Source organism: Enterobacillus tribolii (assembly GCF_003363015.1).
In the GTDB taxonomy this organism is placed as follows: domain Bacteria; phylum Pseudomonadota; class Gammaproteobacteria; order Enterobacterales; family Enterobacteriaceae; genus Enterobacillus; species Enterobacillus tribolii.
In genome coordinates, this window is sequence record NZ_QRAP01000019.1 from 1 (window position 1) to 18,848 (window position 18,848).

At 58.8% G+C, this 18,848-nt stretch carries 16 protein-coding genes and 1 riboswitch; of the genes, 9 read left to right on the plus strand and 7 right to left on the minus strand.

Features of this window, described 5'->3' with window-relative positions; genetic code table 11:
* The first annotated feature begins 622 nt into the window (after window positions 1-622).
* Together purH and purD are read left to right on the plus strand one after the other, a co-directional pair.
* Complete coding sequence (purH, locus tag C8D90_RS21470) at window positions 623-2,215, plus strand: bifunctional phosphoribosylaminoimidazolecarboxamide formyltransferase/IMP cyclohydrolase (RefSeq protein ID WP_115460501.1); 1,593 nt, start codon at window positions 623-625, stop codon at window positions 2,213-2,215.
* A gap of 21 nt (window positions 2,216-2,236) precedes the next feature.
* Window positions 2,237-3,517, plus strand: a complete 1,281-nt coding sequence (purD, locus tag C8D90_RS21475; protein WP_115460502.1) for a phosphoribosylamine--glycine ligase — start codon at window positions 2,237-2,239, stop codon at window positions 3,515-3,517.
* A 39-nt stretch (window positions 3,518-3,556) separates the two neighbouring features.
* Here purD and C8D90_RS21480 read toward each other — a convergent pair whose 3' ends face one another.
* The 6 genes from C8D90_RS21480 to nudC form a co-directional block, all read right to left on the minus strand.
* Complete coding sequence (locus C8D90_RS21480; RefSeq protein WP_230473080.1) at window positions 3,557-4,192, minus strand: DUF1481 domain-containing protein; 636 nt, start codon at window positions 4,190-4,192, stop codon at window positions 3,557-3,559.
* A gap of 73 nt (window positions 4,193-4,265) precedes the next feature.
* Window positions 4,266-4,538: a nucleoid-associated protein HU-alpha gene (gene hupA, locus C8D90_RS21485; RefSeq protein WP_115460504.1), complete on the minus strand. Its 273-nt coding sequence runs from the start codon at window positions 4,536-4,538 to the stop codon at window positions 4,266-4,268.
* Window positions 4,539-4,725: 187 nt separating this feature from the next.
* The gene (locus tag C8D90_RS21490; RefSeq protein WP_115460505.1) at window positions 4,726-5,316 is read right to left on the minus strand and encodes a YjaG family protein; all 591 of its coding nucleotides are present in this window, start codon (window positions 5,314-5,316) and stop codon (window positions 4,726-4,728) included.
* Window positions 5,317-5,375: 59 nt separating this feature from the next.
* Entirely contained in the window at window positions 5,376-6,068 is a 693-nt protein-coding gene (nfi, locus tag C8D90_RS21495; RefSeq protein ID WP_115460506.1) for a deoxyribonuclease V, read from the minus strand.
* An 11-nt stretch (window positions 6,069-6,079) separates the two neighbouring features.
* Window positions 6,080-7,144, minus strand: a complete 1,065-nt coding sequence (hemE, locus tag C8D90_RS21500; protein WP_115460507.1) for a uroporphyrinogen decarboxylase — start codon at window positions 7,142-7,144, stop codon at window positions 6,080-6,082.
* Window positions 7,145-7,186: 42 nt separating this feature from the next.
* Entirely contained in the window at window positions 7,187-7,969 is a 783-nt protein-coding gene (gene nudC, locus C8D90_RS21505; protein WP_115460521.1) for an NAD(+) diphosphatase, read from the minus strand.
* A gap of 76 nt (window positions 7,970-8,045) precedes the next feature.
* Between nudC and rsd the strand changes: the two genes are divergently transcribed.
* The 7 genes from rsd (at window position 8,046) to thiH (ending at window position 14,265) form a co-directional block, all read left to right on the plus strand.
* Window positions 8,046-8,564, plus strand: coding sequence for a sigma D regulator (gene rsd, locus C8D90_RS21510; RefSeq protein ID WP_115460508.1), 519 nt, complete (start codon window positions 8,046-8,048; stop codon window positions 8,562-8,564).
* Window positions 8,565-8,609: 45 nt separating this feature from the next.
* Window positions 8,610-8,730: riboswitch (TPP riboswitch) on the plus strand.
* A 121-nt stretch (window positions 8,731-8,851) separates the two neighbouring features.
* Window positions 8,852-10,777: a phosphomethylpyrimidine synthase ThiC gene (thiC, locus tag C8D90_RS21515; protein ID WP_115460509.1), complete on the plus strand. Its 1,926-nt coding sequence runs from the start codon at window positions 8,852-8,854 to the stop codon at window positions 10,775-10,777.
* The gene (gene thiE, locus C8D90_RS21520; RefSeq protein WP_115460522.1) at window positions 10,774-11,424 is read left to right on the plus strand and encodes a thiamine phosphate synthase; all 651 of its coding nucleotides are present in this window, start codon (window positions 10,774-10,776) and stop codon (window positions 11,422-11,424) included. Before thiC ends, thiE begins: the two co-directional genes overlap by 4 nt.
* A complete protein-coding gene (locus tag C8D90_RS21525; RefSeq protein ID WP_115460510.1) occupies window positions 11,411-12,160 on the plus strand; it encodes a HesA/MoeB/ThiF family protein in 750 nt (249 codons plus the stop codon). Before thiE ends, C8D90_RS21525 begins: the two co-directional genes overlap by 14 nt.
* A complete protein-coding gene (gene thiS / locus C8D90_RS21530; RefSeq protein ID WP_115460511.1) occupies window positions 12,157-12,357 on the plus strand; it encodes a sulfur carrier protein ThiS in 201 nt (66 codons plus the stop codon). The genes C8D90_RS21525 and thiS overlap by 4 nt, the downstream gene beginning before the upstream one ends.
* Window position 12,358: 1 nt before the next feature.
* Complete coding sequence (locus tag C8D90_RS21535; RefSeq protein ID WP_115460512.1) at window positions 12,359-13,138, plus strand: thiazole synthase; 780 nt, start codon at window positions 12,359-12,361, stop codon at window positions 13,136-13,138.
* Complete coding sequence (gene thiH / locus C8D90_RS21540) at window positions 13,138-14,265, plus strand: 2-iminoacetate synthase ThiH (RefSeq protein ID WP_115460523.1); 1,128 nt, start codon at window positions 13,138-13,140, stop codon at window positions 14,263-14,265. The genes C8D90_RS21535 and thiH overlap by 1 nt, the downstream gene beginning before the upstream one ends.
* 306 nt (window positions 14,266-14,571) lie before the next feature.
* On the opposite strand, the gene rpoC is transcribed toward thiH, so the two are convergent.
* Window positions 14,572-18,795, minus strand: a complete 4,224-nt coding sequence (gene rpoC / locus C8D90_RS21545; RefSeq protein ID WP_115460513.1) for a DNA-directed RNA polymerase subunit beta' — start codon at window positions 18,793-18,795, stop codon at window positions 14,572-14,574.
* Window positions 18,796-18,848 lie beyond the last annotated feature (53 nt).

The window sequence follows — 18,848 nt, forward strand, 5'->3', positions numbered from 1 at the left end:
AGCCATGATCAAACTCTTCAATTAAAGTTTGATGCTCAAAGAATCTTACTGTTAGTTCGTAATGAATTAACTGTTGTTCACTCTTCAAGACTTTTGATTTGTTTAATGTCCAAGGGACATGGATACAATGTCTTGTGAGTGCCCACACAGATTGTCTGATAAATTGTTAAAGAGCGTTGAGTCACCGGCTTCGCCGCAACTCGAGGTGGCGTATATTACGCTTTCCTCTCGCAGAGTCAATCCTGTTTTCAGGATTTTTTATTCTGCTTTTCATCGTCGTTCGTCTGGGAGCTTTTCCACATTCGCCGTTTCGATGGAGGCGCATTATAGGCTGTTCCCAACGCGCCGCAACCGGTATTTTGCCTAAAAAAGATCGTTTGCTGATTTCCACAGCAGAATGGCGCTTTATACCGAGTTATGCACAGCGTTATTCACAGATAAAGGATCCGAAGCAAATTTGACGAGCATCACGCAAACGTTTTCGCTACAATCAGCCCGCACTATTCATCATCCGATCCGATCGCCGGGAGAGGATCGTTATCAGAGTCAAAGCGATCATTTTTAGCTCCGATAACGCTCTTCATTCTTTCTTTGCGATCTAAAGCCGAGGGATAACACCATCATGCAAGAACAACACCGCCCTGTCCGCCGCGCGCTGCTCAGTGTTTCTGACAAAGCCGGCATTGTTGAGTTTGCTCAGGCGCTGAGCACCCGTGGCATTGAGCTGCTCTCTACCGGAGGAACAGCCCGCCTGCTGGCTGAAGCGGGTTTGCCTGTAATCGAAGTTTCCGATTACACCGGTTTTCCGGAAATGATGGATGGACGCGTTAAAACCCTGCACCCCAAAGTACACGGCGGGATCCTGGGGCGCCGCGGTCAGGATGACGACGTCATGGCGCGCCATGCGATCAATCCCATTGATATGGTGGTTGTGAATCTTTATCCGTTCGCCCGCACGGTTGCCCGCGCCGACTGCACGCTCGCCGACGCCGTGGAAAACATTGATATCGGCGGCCCGACCATGGTGCGCTCGGCGGCCAAAAACCATAAAGACGTCGCCATCGTGGTCAACAGCTACGACTATGCCGCGATTATCACAGAGCTTGACGCCAATAACGGTTCGCTTTCCCTGAACACCCGTTTCGACTTAGCCATCAAGGCATTCGAGCACACCGCCGCCTACGACAGCATGATAGCCAACTACTTCGGTACTCTGGTTGCCCCTTATTATGGTGAAACAGACAAGCCTTCCGGCCGTTTCCCGCGCACGCTCAACCTGAACTACGTGAAGAAGCAGGATATGCGTTACGGCGAGAACAGCCATCAGGAAGCGGCGTTCTATATTGAAGAGAATCTGACGGAAGCTTCCGTCGCCACCGCAGAACAGCTTCAGGGCAAGGCGCTGTCCTATAACAACATTGCGGACACCGATGCGGCGCTGGAGTGCGTTAAAGAGTTCAGCGAGCCGGCCTGCGTTATCGTTAAGCACGCCAACCCCTGCGGCGTTGCCATCGGCGACTCCATCCTCGCCGCCTATGAGCGCGCTTATACCACCGATCCCACTTCCGCCTTCGGCGGCATTATCGCCTTCAACCGCGAGCTGGATGCAGAAACCGCACAGGCCATCATCAGCCGTCAGTTCGTTGAAGTCATCATCGCGCCGCACGTCAGCGCAGAGGCCCTGGAACTGCTCGCCGCCAAACAAAACGTACGCGTTCTGGCCTGCGGTCAGTGGCAAACGCGTTTGCCGGGCCTGGACTTTAAACGCGTTAACGGCGGCCTGCTGGTCCAGGATCGCGATCTGGGCATGGTCGGGGAATCTGAACTGCGCGTGGTAACTACCCGCCAGCCTTCTGAGCAAGAGATGCGTGATGCGCTGTTCTGCTGGAAGGTCGCCAAGTTCGTTAAATCCAATGCCATCGTCTACGCCCGCGACAACATGACTGTCGGCATCGGCGCCGGGCAGATGAGCCGCGTCTATTCCGCCAAAATCGCCGGGATCAAAGCCGCCGATGAAGGATTGCAGGTTGCCGGTTCCGTCATGGCGTCCGACGCCTTCTTCCCCTTCCGGGACGGCATCGACGCCGCGGCATCCGTGGGAATTACCTGCGTGATCCAACCGGGCGGCTCCATCCGTGACGACGAGGTCATTGACGCCGCCAACGAACACGGCATCGCCATGATCTTTACCGGCATGCGCCACTTCCGCCATTAATCTCCGTAAAAAGGTAACGCCATGAACGTATTAATCATTGGTAACGGCGGGCGCGAACATGCTCTGGCATGGAAAGCCGCCCAGTCTCCCCTGGCGGACAAGGTCTACGTCGCGCCGGGTAACGCCGGCACAGCACGGGAACCCGCGCTGGAAAATGTCGCCATTGCCGCCACGGATATTGACGGGCTGGTAAAGTTCGCGCAGGAAAATGACATCGGCCTGACCATCGTCGGCCCTGAAGCGCCGCTGGTTATCGGCGTGGTGGACGCCTTCCGCGCCGCCGGCCTGACGATTTTCGGCCCCAGCCGCGCGGCCGCACAGTTGGAAGGCTCCAAAGCCTTCACCAAAGACTTTCTCGCCCGTCACCGTATTCCGACCGCGGAATACCGTAACTTTACCGATATCGAACCGGCGCTGAGCTACATCCGCGCCCAGGGCGCTCCGATCGTCATCAAGGCAGACGGCCTGGCCGCCGGCAAAGGCGTGATCGTCGCCATGACGCTGGAAGAAGCGGAGCACGCCGTACACGATATGCTGGCCGGCAACGCCTTCGGCGATGCGGGGCACCGCATCGTGGTTGAGGAGTTCCTGACAGGGGAAGAAGCCAGCTTCATCGTCATGGTCGATGGCGAAAACGTTGTGCCGATGGCGACCAGTCAGGATCACAAACGGGTCGGCGATGGCGATACCGGCCCCAACACCGGCGGCATGGGCGCTTACTCGCCGGCGCCGGTGGTGACCGACGAAATCCACCGCCGCGTGATGGATGAAGTAATCTGGCCGACGGTGCACGGCATGGCGCAGGAAGGCAATCCTTATACCGGCTTCCTGTATGCGGGCCTGATGATTTCAGCCCAGGGACAGCCGAAGGTGATCGAATTCAACTGTCGTTTCGGCGATCCGGAAACCCAGCCGATCATGATGCGTATGCGTTCTGATTTGGTCGAACTTTGTCTGGCCGGAGCGGAAGGAAAGCTGGCTGGGAAAGATTCGCTGTGGGATGAGCGGGACGCGCTGGGCGTGGTACTCGCCGCCGGCGGCTACCCCGGAGACTACAGAACCGGCGATGTCATTCACGGCCTGGATCTGCCGGACGATGACGGCGTGAAGGTATTCCATGCCGGCACCCGTCTGCAGGGTGACGACGTCGTGGCTCACGGGGGACGCGTGCTGTGCGTGACCGCGCTGGGTAACGGCATCGCTGCCGCGCAGGCAAACGCCTATCGTCGCGCCGAACAAATCGGCTGGCAGGACAGCTTCTGCCGTAAGGACATCGGTTACCGCGCCATCGGGCGTAAGTAACGCCGCCTTATTACCGGGGGCTTCAGGCTCCCGGTCGCTTTACATCGACTTTTCCGTCGGTTCCCAGCTACAAAAGTTTTCGTTCGCCACCAGCAGCAACTGCGTCCCTTCCGGCGCATCCAGCCAGGCAATGCCCAGCGGCATGGCCGTTCTCGCCGCACGCTGCTCAATCCAGGCCGTTTGCCACGCATCCAGCTTCAGCTTCTGCGGCGTTCCCGCACAGGAGGTATATTGCCCTTTGCTCCAGCGCCCCTGCTGGAGACGAACCTGGCCGGCGCGCAGGGTGTCGGACAGCTCCTGCGCATGACGCGCCTGAAAGCGGGCGCGGGTGATATCGTCCGCGGAAAGCACTTCTTTGCGGTCGCTCAACTGGCGCTGCATAAAGATGACTTCGTCGTTCTCATCAAAGCGTAACAGCAGGGACTCATGGCCGCCACCGCCGTGACTCTGCCGGACCTGCGTCAGCTTGCCGTGGGTATATTCATAGTGGCTGACCACCGTATCATTGTCGCGCAGCGGGGTATAAACGCTCATTAACGCCAGCGGCTGACCGCTGCCGCTGTCCTTGCGCCAGATACGCATGATGCCTTGATCGGCGACATAGCCGGTCGCCAGGAAACGCGGGGGGGCGGACGATGAACCGCACGCGCTCAGGCCGGCAACCAGAGCCAGCATCAGTCCCATCCGCAGAAAAAACAAAAGGGGCCGTAATGCCCCTCTTCTTATAACCTGCACGGACTGTCCCGTCTTATTTAACGGCGTCTTTCAGTGCTTTACCGGAAACGAATGCCGGTACGTTAGCAGCAGCGATTTTGATCTCTTTACCCGTTTGCGGGTTGCGGCCGGTACGCTCAGCACGATGATTTACTTTGAAGGTCCCGAAACCAACCAATTGCACAGCATCACCCTCTTTCAGAGCATCAGTAATGGCAGCCAGGGTGGATTCCAGAGCAGCCTTAGCCTGCACCTTGGAGAGGTCAGCTTTTTCTGCGATTGCATCAATCAGTTGAGTCTTGTTCATAAGTTATCCTTACAGTGTGTTTATCGTTTGCAAAGCATCGAGTGCGACGGATATGCCGATTGACAGCACTCTCCTGCATACACGCACCGATAGCCACTTTTTTTACGCCCCCCAATGTAGAACAACAGGGGTACTGATGTGAAGCCTTAAGGCATGACAAATCAGGCTTTAAATCACGTTTATTGCCTCATCCGGCTAAATTTACGCCAATATTGCTCACCGCGGCCTCGCGCAGGTCAGATCGCAACCCTTTAATCAGCTCCAAATCGCGCTCTTCACACTCGGCCAGCAGGCGGAAAATCTCCCACTGAATATCGAGCTCTTCCATCATGGCGGGCAGAACCTTGAGCTCTTCGTCGGTCATTTCCCGGCCGGCCTGCGTCATTTCCAGCATGCCTACCGTACGCAACGACGTTTCACTGACGGTAATGGCGTGCTCAAGCGTTTCGCCGCTCAGCCGGGAGTGAATCACCTCCCCCAGCGAAATGCAGGCGTCAATCGCCGGATAGACGCCGTAGATGTCGTAGTCGTCCGCACTCGGGATGGCGTCTTCCAGCTTCTCCAGCTGATTGTCGAAGTTCACCTTCGCGTCTTTCACCACCAGCGTTTCCCAGACCAGATCCAGGATCCGGCGGTAAACCATCGGGTCGCCGAAGCCGCTTTGCAGGCAAAACACCTGGTAATTGGGATACATCCGTTCGCACAGACAAGCCATGAACGTGAGGTGTTGCCAGCTTTCCAGCTTTTCCAGACGTTTATGAATCGGGTTACGCAGCATGCTGAAGTCTCATTAAAAATTTTCCGGCGCAGTGTAACTGAAAAAAGGGCGAAACCCCATTATTGCGCATCGCTCTGCGGATGTTCTTTCAGCCAGCGCTGAAAGGCGGGGCGGCGGGACGCAATGGCATCGGCCCAACGGGTCGGTTCCGGCAGGCGATATCCGCGCATACAGCTCTGCACAAAGCTCAGCGCCGTCGGCAGGCTGACGCGGTGGCCCGTAGAGATAAACAGCGGATTGCAGCGCACTTTACTGCGCCATACCCAGCCAATCTGCTCCTCTTTGTCGCGCAACGCCTGCAAGGCTCCTGCCTCCGGCGCCAGCGGTTCAAATTTACCGCACAGGCGACGCTTCGCCACGCCGATAGTCGGCACGTCCGCCAGCAACCCGAAATGGCTGGCGACGCCCAGCCGGCGCGGATGAGAGCGCCCGTGGCCGTCAACCACCACCAACTGCGGGTGGTGCCCCAGCATCGCCCACGCCGCCAACAGCGCAGGCGCCTCGCGGAACGAAAGAAAGCCCGGAATATAAGGCATTTGCGTCTCGATCCGGGCAATGCGGTATTCCACCAGCTCCAGGGAGGGGTAGCGCAGCACGGCAAACGCCGCCCGGGTCACTTCCCCGTCCTGCTCGAAGCCGACGTCGGCTCCGGCAATCAGTTGCAGCGGCTCAGCGCCGAAATCATCCCGGCAAATCACCCCGGAGGCCTTCGCCAGTTGCTCCGCCCTCAGCGCCGCAGTATCTATCGTCATCGTCTTACGCCTTAGCGGTGATATTTTTCCGACAGCTTATGGACGGCCTCCACGAACGCTCCCGCATGCTCCGGCGGCACATCCTGATGAATGCCGTGACCAAGGTTGAAAACGTGGCCGCTGCCGGCGCCAAAACCCGCCAGAATCGCGGCGACTTCCTGCTCGATACGGGCCGGCGGCGCGTAAAGCATGGACGGATCCATATTGCCCTGCAGGGCAACCTTGTCGCCCACCCGGCGGCGCGCGTCGGCGATGTCGGTCGTCCAGTCCAGCCCCAGCGCGTCACATCCCGTCGCCGCCATCGCTTCCAGCCACTGTCCGCCGCCTTTGGTGAACAACGTAACCGGCACGCGGCGTCCTTCATGCTCGCGCAGCAGGCCGTCGACGATTTTGTGCATGTAATGCAGGGAGAAAGTGCGGTAGTCACGCCCGGTCAGGACGCCGCCCCAGGTATCGAAAATCATCACCGCCTGCGCCCCGGCGCGGATCTGGGCGTTCAGGTACAGAATGACGCTGTCCGCCAGCTTATCCAGCAGGGCGTGCATCGTTGCCGGCTCGGCATACATCATCTTTTTGATTTTGGTGAAGGCTTTGCTGCTGCCGCCTTCCACCATGTATGTCGCTAACGTCCAGGGGCTGCCGGAAAAACCGATCAACGGTACCTGCCCGTCCAGGTTACGCCGGATGGTACGCACAGCATTCATCACGTAGCCCAGTTCCTGCTCCGGGTCGGGCACCGGCAGTTTATCAACGTCTGCCTTACAGGTTATGGGACGTTCGAAACGCGGCCCTTCCCCCGTTTCGAAATACAGCCCAAGCCCCATGGCATCAGGAACGGTCAGAATATCGGAGAATAAGATGGCGGCATCCAGCGCATAACGGCGCAGCGGTTGCAGCGTGACCTCACAGGCCAGTTCGGCGTTTTTGCACAGCGACATAAAATCACCGGCCTGCGCACGAGTGGCTTTGTACTCCGGCAAATAGCGCCCGGCCTGACGCATCATCCATACAGGCGTAACATCTACCGGCTGGCGCAACAGCGCACGCAAGTAACGATCGTTTTTCAGTTCGGTCATCCCATGTTCCCTCTGCAAATCAATGGGCGGCATTGTAACACGCTAACGCCGCAATTCGCTCTCCGCCCGACACAACGCCACGGTGTCCTCAATCAACCTGCGGGCCACGGTTCCTGCGGGCGGAAGCTGTGGCAGGCGGTCATAATGGAACCAACCGGCATCCAACAGTTCTTTCGGATCGTGATGCAGCTCACCTTCATCATAGTCCGCCATGAAGGCCATCATCAGGGAATGCGGGAACGGCCACGGCTGGGAAGCGACATAACGCAGGTTTTTCACCCGGATATTGCTCTCTTCCATGATTTCACGCGCTGCGGCCTGTTCCAGCGTTTCCCCGACCTCGACAAAGCCGGCGAGCACAGTATAAATGCCGTTACGGTGACGATTGTGCTGCGCCAGCAAAATCTCCTCTCCGCGGCGGATGGCAACAATGATGCAGGGGGCGATCTGCGGGTAATAGCGCTGCCGGCAGTGACTGCACAGGCTGGCCCACTCCGTCCCGCTGGGGCGCATTTCGCTGCCGCAATAGCCGCAGAACCGGTGCGAGCGAAAGAACTCGGCCAGTTGTACGCCGCGTCCGGCAAGCTGAAATAATCCGCGCTCGCGGTCGATCAACTGCCGCACCGACACCATATCCTGGCGCCGCGACTCCTGTAACAACCACATCGGTTGCCCCTGCCACTCACCGATACGAAACGCTCTTTTACCACTCAACTGCCAGCGGGAGGCATTGCCCACCGGTAGATCGCCTTCAGGAAGCCAGATGCGGTTTTCGCTGCTGATGACCCACCAACCGCTGTCATCATCTTTTAACTGTTGTTCCATATCTTTGGCATTCAACCTCTGCTAATCTGGTAATCGATTGTTGCTTTTTTGTAACATTTATTTATGGAGTCATTATATGCTCAACCATCTGGAAAACCTGGCGCAACGCGTCGGAGGCAGTAATGAACTGATAGACCACTGGTTACATGCACGAAAACAGCTGATCGTCGCTTATTATGCGTTAGTTGGGCTGAAACCGAATAAAGAGAAACATACCCCTCTCAACGAAAAAGCGCTGGAGAATTTTTGCCACAACCTGATCGACTACCTCTCCGCCGGCCACTTTCACATCTATGACCGCATCGTAGAGATGGTTGAGGGCAAAGACAGCCCGCATTTGACGATCACACAAAAAATTTATCCGGCACTGCACGACAATACCAAAGTTATCATGGCCTTCCATGACCGCTTCACCACCGATGAAATCGATGAAGATGCCTGCCTCGCCCTGCATGATGCGCTGTCCCACATCGGCGAAACGCTCGCGGCGCGCTTTGCTCTGGAAGATAACCTGATCCAGGTGGCCTTTGAAGTATGGCAACACAATCAGCCATCAGACAACAATGAACACGAGGTGCTGAATCAGCCGGCATAACGCCCCACCGGGCTTGCAGTTCTGATTAATACGCTTCTATACTGACGCTTCTTGTCGGAGGGCCTAGCTGGTGAACGCACGTTTACCACAGGCTGAGACCGTTAATTCGGGATCCGCGGAACCTGATCGGGTTAATACCCGCGAAGGGAACAAGAGTAATTTTCGCCCCCGGCTCCACGCCGATCTGCGACATTCTTTTCATTACTCCTGCCGAACTCCAGACAAGCAATTTCTTTCTCCGCGACGTACTGCCCGCTGGCCAGCGTCTTAACCGACAGGATTTTGCTATGTCTACCAAAACAGCTTCTGCTGAAACTGAATCGACCCAACCCCTTTCCCGCCGTGAACGACGCGACCGGGCGCAGGAATTTATTAACGGCCTGCGCGGCGAAGCCTACCCCAGTTCGCGCCGGATTTACCTGACCGGTTCCCGCACAGACATCCGGGTGCCGATGCGGGAAATCCAGCTTTCGCCCACGCCGGTCGGCGGCACGCAGGAACAGCCGCAATATGAAGAAAACGAACCGGTGCCGGTTTACGACACCGCCGGCCCTTACGGCGACCCCGATGCCACGCCGGACGTACGGCGCGGCCTGGATAAACCGCGCGCCGGCTGGATTGAGGAGCGCAACGATACCGAATTACTTCCCGCGCTCAGCTCAGACTACACGCAGCAACGTCTGGCCGACGACGGCCTGGATCATTTGCGCTTCGACGCCCTGCCCCGCCCGCGCCGCGCCAAAGCAGGCCAGCGCGTGACCCAACTGCACTACGCCCGCCGGGGCATCATTACGCCGGAAATGGAGTTTATCGCCATCCGCGAAAACATGGGACGCGAACGCATCCGCACGGACGTCCTGCGCCGGCAGCATCCGGGGCAGAGCTTCGGTGCGCTGCTCCCGCCGGACATCACGCCGGAATTCGTTCGCCAGGAAGTCGCCGCCGGCCGCGCCATCATTCCCGCCAACATCAACCATCCCGAATCCGAACCAATGATTATCGGCCGCAACTTCCTGGTGAAGGTGAACGCCAACATCGGCAACTCAGCGGTGACGTCGTCCATTGAAGAGGAAGTGGAGAAGCTGGTCTGGGCCACGCGCTGGGGCGCGGATACCGTCATGGATCTCTCCACCGGCCGTTATATCCACGAAACGCGCGAATGGATCCTGCGCAACAGCCCGGTTCCCATCGGAACGGTCCCGATTTATCAGGCGCTGGAGAAGGTCAACGGCATCGCGGAAAACCTGAACTGGGCCATCTTCCGCGACACTTTACTGGAGCAGGCCGAACAAGGCGTGGACTACTTCACCATTCACGCCGGCGTACTGCTGCGCTACGTACCGATGACCGCCCGGCGCCTGACCGGCATCGTATCGCGCGGCGGCTCCATCATGGCGAAGTGGTGCCTGTCCCATCATCAGGAAAACTTCCTTTACCAGCACTTCCGCGACATCTGCGAAATCTGCGCCGCTTATGACGTTGCGCTCTCGCTCGGCGACGGCCTGCGCCCCGGCTCGATTCAGGATGCCAACGATGAAGCCCAGTTCGCCGAACTGCACACGCTGGGCGAATTGACCAAAATCGCCTGGGAATATGATGTACAGGTGATGATCGAAGGCCCCGGTCACGTGCCGATGCAGATGATCCGCCGCAACATGACAGAAGAGCTGGAGCACTGCCACGAAGCCCCGTTCTACACCCTCGGGCCGCTGACTACCGACATCGCGCCGGGTTACGATCACTTCACCTCCGGCATCGGGGCAGCGATGATCGGCTGGTTCGGCTGCGCCATGCTGTGTTACGTCACCCCGAAAGAGCACCTCGGCTTACCCAACAAAGCGGACGTCAAGCAAGGGCTGATCACCTATAAGATCGCCGCCCATGCCGCCGATCTCGCCAAAGGTCATCCTGGCGCGCAGATCCGCGATAACGCCATGTCAAAAGCGCGCTTCGAATTCCGCTGGGAGGATCAGTTCAATCTGGCGCTCGATCCCCACACCGCCCGTGCTTATCACGATGAAACGTTGCCCCAGGCCTCCGGGAAAATCGCGCATTTCTGCTCCATGTGCGGTCCAAAATTCTGCTCAATGAAAATCACGCAGGAAGTCCGGGATTACGCGGCGAATATGGAACAAATGTCCGAAGCCTTTCGCGCCAGAGGCGGCGAGATTTACCACACCGCAGACACATTACGTCAGGAGAAAAGTCTATGAACAAGGATGCCTTCCCCGCCACGGAACATAAGCTCGGACTTTATCCGGTCGTCGACAGCATCGAATGGATCGAACGCCTGCTCCGGGCCGGCGTACGCACCATCCAGTTACGCATCAAAGATAAACGCGATGAGGTCGTGGAGTCAGACGTCATACAGGCTATCGCGCTGGGCCGCCACTACCAGGCCCGGCTGTTCATCAATGATTACTGGCGCCTGGCCGTGAAGCACCGCGCTTATGGCGTACACCTGGGGCAGGAGGATCTCGACGTGGCCGATCTGGCGGCAATCCGTCAGGCGGGGTTGCGTCTGGGGCTTTCGACCCATGACGATGCCGAAATGGATCGCGCGCTGGCGTTCCACCCTTCCTATATTGCCCTGGGCCACATCTTTCCGACCCAAACCAAAGTGATGCCCTCCGCACCGCAGGGGTTGGCGGATCTGAAACGCCAGGTGGCACGCATTCCCGGCTATCCCACTGTCGCCATCGGCGGGATCAGCATCGACCGGGTTCCCGCAGTGCTGGAATGCGGCGTGGGCAGCGTGGCCGTGGTCAGCGCCATTACTCAGGCTCCGGACTGGCTGGCAGCCACCGATACCCTGCTGCAGCTAACGGAGGGGAGGCGGGCCTGCGATGCTGAACGATAATGACTTTATGCGCTACAGCCGGCAGCTGCTGCTGGAGGAGATTGGCCCGGAGGGCCAGGAAAGACTGGCAAACGCCAAAGCGCTCATCGTCGGCATGGGCGGGCTAGGCACGCCGGCAGCGCTCTATCTTGCTGCCGGCGGCGTGGGAAACCTGACGCTGGCTGACGACGATCGCCTTCACGTCAGCAACCTGCAACGCCAGATTCTGTACAGCAACCAGGAACTGAACCAGCCGAAGGCGCAACTGGCGCGCAGCCGCCTGCTCGCCGTGAATCCGGGAATCCACGTCGTTGCGCTTGATGCGCGCCTGCAAGGCGAAACGCTGCGCGGCGCGGTGCAAAACGCCGATCTGGTGCTGGATTGCAGCGACAATATGGCGACCCGTCAGGCGGTTAATCAGGCCTGTGTACAAGCCGGAAAGCCGCTCATCAGCGGCAGCGCGGTCGGGTTCGGCGGCCAGTTGATGGTGCTGGAGCCGCCGTATACCTCCGGTTGCTACCGTTGCCTCTGGCCGGACGAAGCAGAGCCAGAGCGCAACTGCCGCAATGCGGGCGTACTTGGCCCGGTGGTCGGCGTCATCGGCACATTACAGGCGCTGGAAGCGCTCAAGATGCTGGCCGGAATGCCGTCCGCCTTATCCGGCCAGGTACGTCTGTTCGACGGCCGCCAGCAAAACTGGCGCACGTTTCATCTGAACCGTGACCACGCCTGCCCGGTGTGCGGGGAGGCCGGATGAAGATTACCGTCAACGGCGATGAAATCACGCAAGCAGAGGCCACGACCGTCCTCAGGCTGCTGGAAAAACTGGCGCTCAACGCTCCCGGAACCGCATTGGCGCTCAATGCGTCCATCCTGCCGCGCACGCAATGGGAACATCACGCTCTGCGCGACGGGGATGAGTTGGTTATCTTTCAGGCTATTGCAGGAGGCTGAGATGTTACGAATTGCTGATAAAGTTTTTTCTTCCCGGCTGTTTACCGGTACGGGGAAATTTTCCTCCGCCGCCGTGATGCTTGATGCCCTGCGTGAGTCGGGCTCACAACTGGTTACGATGGCAATGAAGCGGGTGGACCTGCGCGGCGGCAACGACGCGATTTTAGCGCCGCTGCAACAGCTGGGCGTCAGCCTGCTGCCCAACACCTCCGGCGCAAAAACCGCAGATGAGGCACTGTTTGCCGCGCGGCTGGCACGTGAAGCGCTGGGAACGCACTGGATTAAGCTGGAAATTCACCCTGATGCACGTTATCTGCTGCCCGATCCGATAGAAACCCTGCGTGCCGCCGAAATGCTGGTGCGCGAAGGGTTTGTCGTCCTGCCTTACTGCGGCGCCGATCCGGTGCTGTGTAAACGTCTGGAAGAAGCAGGCTGCGCAGCCGTTATGCCGCTCGGCGCGCCGATCGGTTCCAATCAAGGGCTGAAAACACGCGATTTCCTGAATATTATCATCGAACAGGCCAGCATTCCCGTCGTGGTGGACGCCGGTATCGGCGTGCCCAGTCATGCCGCCGGGGCGCTGGAAATGGGCGCCGATGCGGTCCTGGTCAATACCGCGATTGCCGTCGCCGGCGATCCGGTCGCCATGGCCCGCGCGTTCCGGCTGGCGGTAGAGGCAGGAAACATCGCGCGTAACGCCGGGCCGGGAGGCCGCCGCAGCCAGGCTCAGGCTTCCAGCCCGCTGACCGCCTTCCTCACGGCCACACAGGATGCCGGATGATGAAAACCTTCACCCAACGCTGGCAGAATCTGGGCTGGGATGACACGGGGTTACGCATCCACGCCAAAACTGCCGCTGACGTGGAACGCGCGTTGGGCGCAGCCCACCCTGATATCAACGATATGATGGCCCTGCTCTCTCCCGCCGCCGCCGGCTACCTGGAAAGCATGGCGCAGAAAGCGCAACGCCTGACCCGCCAGCGCTTCGGGAATACGGTCGGCATGTATGTGCCGCTCTACCTCTCCAACCTGTGCGCCAATGATTGCACCTACTGCGGCTTCTCCATGAGCAATCATCTGAAGCGCAAAACGCTCAGCGGTGATGAGATTGCCCGTGAATGCGCCGCCATCCGCGATCTGGGTTTTGACAGCCTGCTGCTGGTCACCGGCGAACATCAGTCAAAGGTCGGCATGTCCTATTTCCGCCGCCACCTGCCGGAAATCCGCGCGCAGTTCAGCACCCTGATGATGGAAGTCCAGCCGCTGGCGCAGGAGGAATATGCCGAACTGAAAACGTTGGGGCTGGACGGCGTGATGGTTTATCAGGAAACCTATCACCTCCCAACCTATGCCAGGCATCACTTACGCGGCCACAAACAGGACTTCTTCTGGCGGCTGGAAACGCCCGATCGCCTTGGCGCCGCGGGGATCGACAAGATCGGGCTTGGCGCGCTGATTGGCCTGTCGGATAACTGGCGCAGCGATTGCCTGATGCTGGCCGAGCACCTGGCCTGGCTGCAGCAGACATGGTGGCGCAGCCGTTATTCCATCTCCTTTCCGCGCCTGCGACCTTGCGCAGGCGGTATACCGCCCGCGTCGCTGATGGATGAAGCGCAACTGCTACAGGTAATTTGCGCCTTCCGTTTGTTCGCGCCCGATGTCGAGCTTTCGCTGTCTACCCGGGAGTCCGCGCACTTTCGCGATCACGCAGTGCCGCTGGCAATCAACAACGTCAGCGCGTTCTCCCGCACCCAGCCTGGCGGCTACGCGGATGCACATCCGGAGCTGGAGCAATTTTCTCCCGATGACAACCGGACGCCGCAGCAGGTTGCCGCCGCACTGAGCGCTGCGGGTCTGCAACCAGTCTGGAAAGACTGGGACGGCTACCTGGGCAGGACATCCGCCTGACAGCAGAGGGAAGAATAAATGCGGCGTACTTTCCGGTGGATAGGCAACGGCTGCAACAAAAAAAGATAACGGTCAACGCCTCCCGGAAATCCGCATATCTCCGCTCGTATCTTTTTTCGCGGGCGGACACAATGCCGCTACTGACGTCACAACGGCTTCAGTCGGGGCCACCGCCTTTCCTCTGGCCCCGCCCTTAATGCCGGCGTACGCACCATCCCCCGCGTACGCCGGCCCTTCTTTCTCCGGACTACGGGCATAAAAAAACCGCTCCGGGGAGCGGTTTTTCAGAGGCCAGGCCAACGACGATTATTCGTCGTCGCTGTTGCCCAGACCGGCGTTCAGCAGTTCAGCCAGGCTGGCGGTCGCTTCTTCAGCGCTCACCTGCGGCGCGCTCGGCAGTTCACCTGCCTGACGACGACGCATGCGATCCTGGTGGTAAGCGTAACCGGTACCCGCCGGGATCAGACGGCCAACGATAACGTTCTCTTTCAGGCCGCGCAGTTCGTCGCGTTTGCCCGCAACGGCCGCTTCGGTCAGCACTCGCGTGGTTTCCTGGAAGGAAGCCGCGGAGATGAACGATTCGGTCGCCAGAGAAGCCTTGGTGATACCCAGCAGGTCACGTGCGTAAGTTGCCGGGATCTTATCGTTGCTGTCAATCTGACGGTTGGCAATCTTGACGCGCGATACTTCAACCTGCTCGCCTTCCAGGAACTCGGAGCTGCCTGCGTTGACGATGGTTGCTTTACGCAGCATCTGACGCACGATGACTTCGATGTGCTTATCGTTAATCTTAACGCCCTGCAGACGGTATACGTCCTGCACTTCGTTAGTGATGTAACGGGTCACGGCCTGAACGCCACGCAGACGCAGAATGTCATGCGGGGATTCCGGACCATCAGACACGACGTCGCCGCGTTCTACGCGTTCGCCTTCAAACACGTTGAGCTGACGCCACTTCGGAATCATCTCTTCGTACGGATCGCTTCCGTCCAGCGGGGTGATAACCAGACGACGCTTACCTTTGGTTTCTTTACCGAAGGAGATAACGCCGCTGATTTCCGCCAGAATCGCCGGCTCTTTCGGACGACGGGCTTCGAACAGGTCGGCAACACGCGGCAGACCACCGGTGATGTCCTTGGTACCGCCGGATTCCTGCGGAATACGCGCCAGGGTATCACCTGCGCCGATCTGTACGCCGTCTTCCAGCTGTACGATCGCCTTGCCGGGCAGGAAGTACTGCGCCGCCATGTCGGTACCCGGGAGCAGAACGTCGTCGCCGTTGGCGTCAACGATCTTCAGCGCCGGACGCAGATCTTTACCGCTACCGGTACGCTCTGCGCTGTCCAGCACCACCAGGGAAGACAGGCCGGTCAGTTCGTCGGTCTGACGGGTAATCGTCTGGCCGTCGATCATGTCGGCAAAGCGGATGAAGCCGCTGACTTCAGAGACAACCGGCATGGTATGCGGGTCCCAGTTAGCCACGGTTTCGCCGCCGTTGACTTCCGCGCCGTCACCTTTCGCCATCACCGCACCGTAAGGTACTTTGTAGCTTTCTTTGGTACGGCCGAATTCATCGCTCAGGCGCAGTTCGGTATTACGTGAGGTGATAACCAGCTTGCCGTCGGTGTTAACGACGAACTTCGCGTTGTGCAGCTTGATGCTACCCTTGTTTTTCACCTGGATGCTGGACTCAGCAGCCGCACGCGATGCCGCACCACCGATGTGGAACGTACGCATGGTCAGCTGAGTGCCCGGCTCACCGATGGACTGTGCCGCGATAACGCCGATGGCTTCACCCTTGTTGATCAGGTGGCCACGCGCCAGGTCACGGCCGTAGCAGTTGGCGCACACGCCGAAGTCGGTTTCACAGGTAACAACGGAACGTACCTTCACGCTGTCAACGGAGTGCTCTTCCAACAGGTCACACCATTTTTCGTTCAGCAGGGTATTACGCGGAACCAGAATGTCCGCCGTACCCGGCTTCAGCACGTCTTCTGCCGTTACACGGCCCAGCACGCGCTCACGCAGCGGTTCTTTAACGTCGCCACCCTCGATAACCGGGGTCATGACGATGCCGTTCATGGTGCCGCAGTCGTCCTCGATAACCACCAGGTCCTGCGCCACGTCAACCAGACGACGGGTCAGGTAACCGGAGTTCGCGGTTTTCAGTGCGGTATCCGCCAGACCTTTACGCGCACCGTGCGTGGAGATGAAGTACTGGAGTACGTTCAGACCTTCACGGAAGTTCGCGGTGATCGGCGTTTCAATGATGGAGCCGTCCGGCTTCGCCATCAGGCCACGCATACCGGCCAGCTGACGAATCTGGGCAGCAGAACCACGCGCACCGGAGTCGGCCATCATAAAGATGCTGTTGAAGGAAACCTGACGCTCTTCTTCGCCGTCGCGGTTGATAACCACTTCGGTCGACAGGTTTTCCATCATCGCCTTGGCAACACGCTCGTTCGCCGCAGCCCAGATATCGATGACTTTGTTATAACGTTCGCCGGCGGTAACCAGACCAGACTGGAACTGCTCCTGGATCTCGGCAACTTCGGCTTCCGCTTCGGCAATGATTTCCGCTTTTTTCGCCGGGATCACCATGTCGTCGATGCCGACGGACGCGCCGGAGCGGGCCGCATAGGCAAAGCCGGTGTACATGATCTGGTCAGCGAAGATAACGGTCGGCTTCAGGCCCAGCGCACGGTAGCAGGAGTTCAGCATCCGGGAGATCGCTTTTTTGCCCAGCGCCTGGTTAACCAGGCTGTAAGGCAGACCTTTCGGCACGATCATCCACAGGATGGCGCGGCCAACGGTGGTATCCACCAGGCTGGTATCCTGCGACCACTCGCCGTCAACGTTTTTAACGTGCTGAGTAATACGCACCTTAACGCGCGCATGCAGAGACGCCAGGCCGGCGCGATAAATACGCTCAGCTTCTTTCGGCCCGCTCAGCACCATGCCTTCGCCCTTGGCGTTAACACAGTCACGGGTCATGTAGTACAGGCCCAGTACAACGTCCTGAGACGGAACGATGATAGGCTCGCCGTTCGCCGGAGACAGGATGTTGTTGGTGGACATCATCAGCGCACGCGCTTCCAGCTGGGCTTCCAGCGTCAGCGGTACGTGAACAGCCATCTGGTCACCGTCGAAGTCGGCGTTGTATGCCGCACACACCAGCGGGTGCAGCTGAATAGCCTTACCTTCGATCAGGATCGGTTCAAACGCCTGGATACCCAGACGGTGCAGGGTCGGCGCACGGTTCAGCAGAACCGGGTGCTCACGGATGACTTCATCCAGGATGTCCCACACTACCGCTTCTTCGCGCTCAACCATCTTCTTGGCCGCTTTGATGGTGGTGGCCAGGCCACGCAGCTCCAGCTTGCCGTAGATGAACGGTTTGAACAGCTCCAGCGCCATTTTCTTCGGCAGACCGCACTGATGCAGACGCAGGTACGGACCCACGGTAATAACGGAACGACCGGAGTAGTCAACGCGCTTACCGAGCAGGTTCTGACGGAAACGGCCCTGCTTACCTTTGATCATGTCGGCCAAAGATTTCAGAGGACGCTTGTTGGAACCGGTGATCGCACGACCGCGACGACCGTTGTCCAGCAGGGCGTCGACCGCTTCCTGCAACATACGTTTTTCGTTGCGTACGATGATATCCGGCGCAGCCAGATCCAGCAGACGCTTCAAACGGTTGTTACGGTTGATCACGCGACGATACAGATCGTTCAGATCCGACGTAGCGAAACGGCCGCCATCCAGCGGAACCAGCGGACGCAGATCCGGCGGCAGCACCGGCAGCACGGTCAGGATCATCCACTCCGGCTTGTTGCCGGACTGCACGAACGCTTCCAGCAGCTTGATGCGCTTGGTCAGCTTCTTACGCTTGGTTTCGGAGTTGGTTTCGTTCAGCTCTTCGCGCAGCTGCTCGCACTCAGCTTCCAGATCCATGTTTTTCAACAGGCCCTGGATCGCTTCGGCGCCCATCTTGGCGTCGAATTCGTCACCGAACTCTTCCAGCGCGTCCAGATACTGCTCTTCAGTCAGGATCTGACGACGCTCCAGGTTGGTCATGCCGCCTTCAACAACCACATAGGATTCGAAGTACAGCACGCGTTCGATGTCGCGCAGCGGCATATCCAGCAGCAGGCCGATACGGGACGGCAGCGACTTCAGGAACCAGATGTGCGCGGTCGGAGAAGCCAGCTCGATGTGGCCCATACGCTCACGGCGCACTTTGGTCTGGGTCACTTCAACGCCGCACTTCTCACAAATAACGCCGCGATGCTTCAGGCGCTTATATTTGCCGCACAGGCACTCATAATCTTTTACCGGCCCGAAAATACGGGCGCAGAACAGACCGTCACGCTCAGGTTTGAACGTACGGTAGTTAATGGTTTCCGGCTTTTTCACTTCACCGAAAGACCAGGAACGGATCATGTCCGGCGATGCCAGAGCGATCTTGATCGCGTCAAACTCTTCGGTTTTGGTTTGCGCTTTCAGAAACTTCAATAAATCTTTCACGGATTAGCTCCCGTCGGAGTGAGAACTCTTAAGACGCCCGGCCCGGCCGGGCG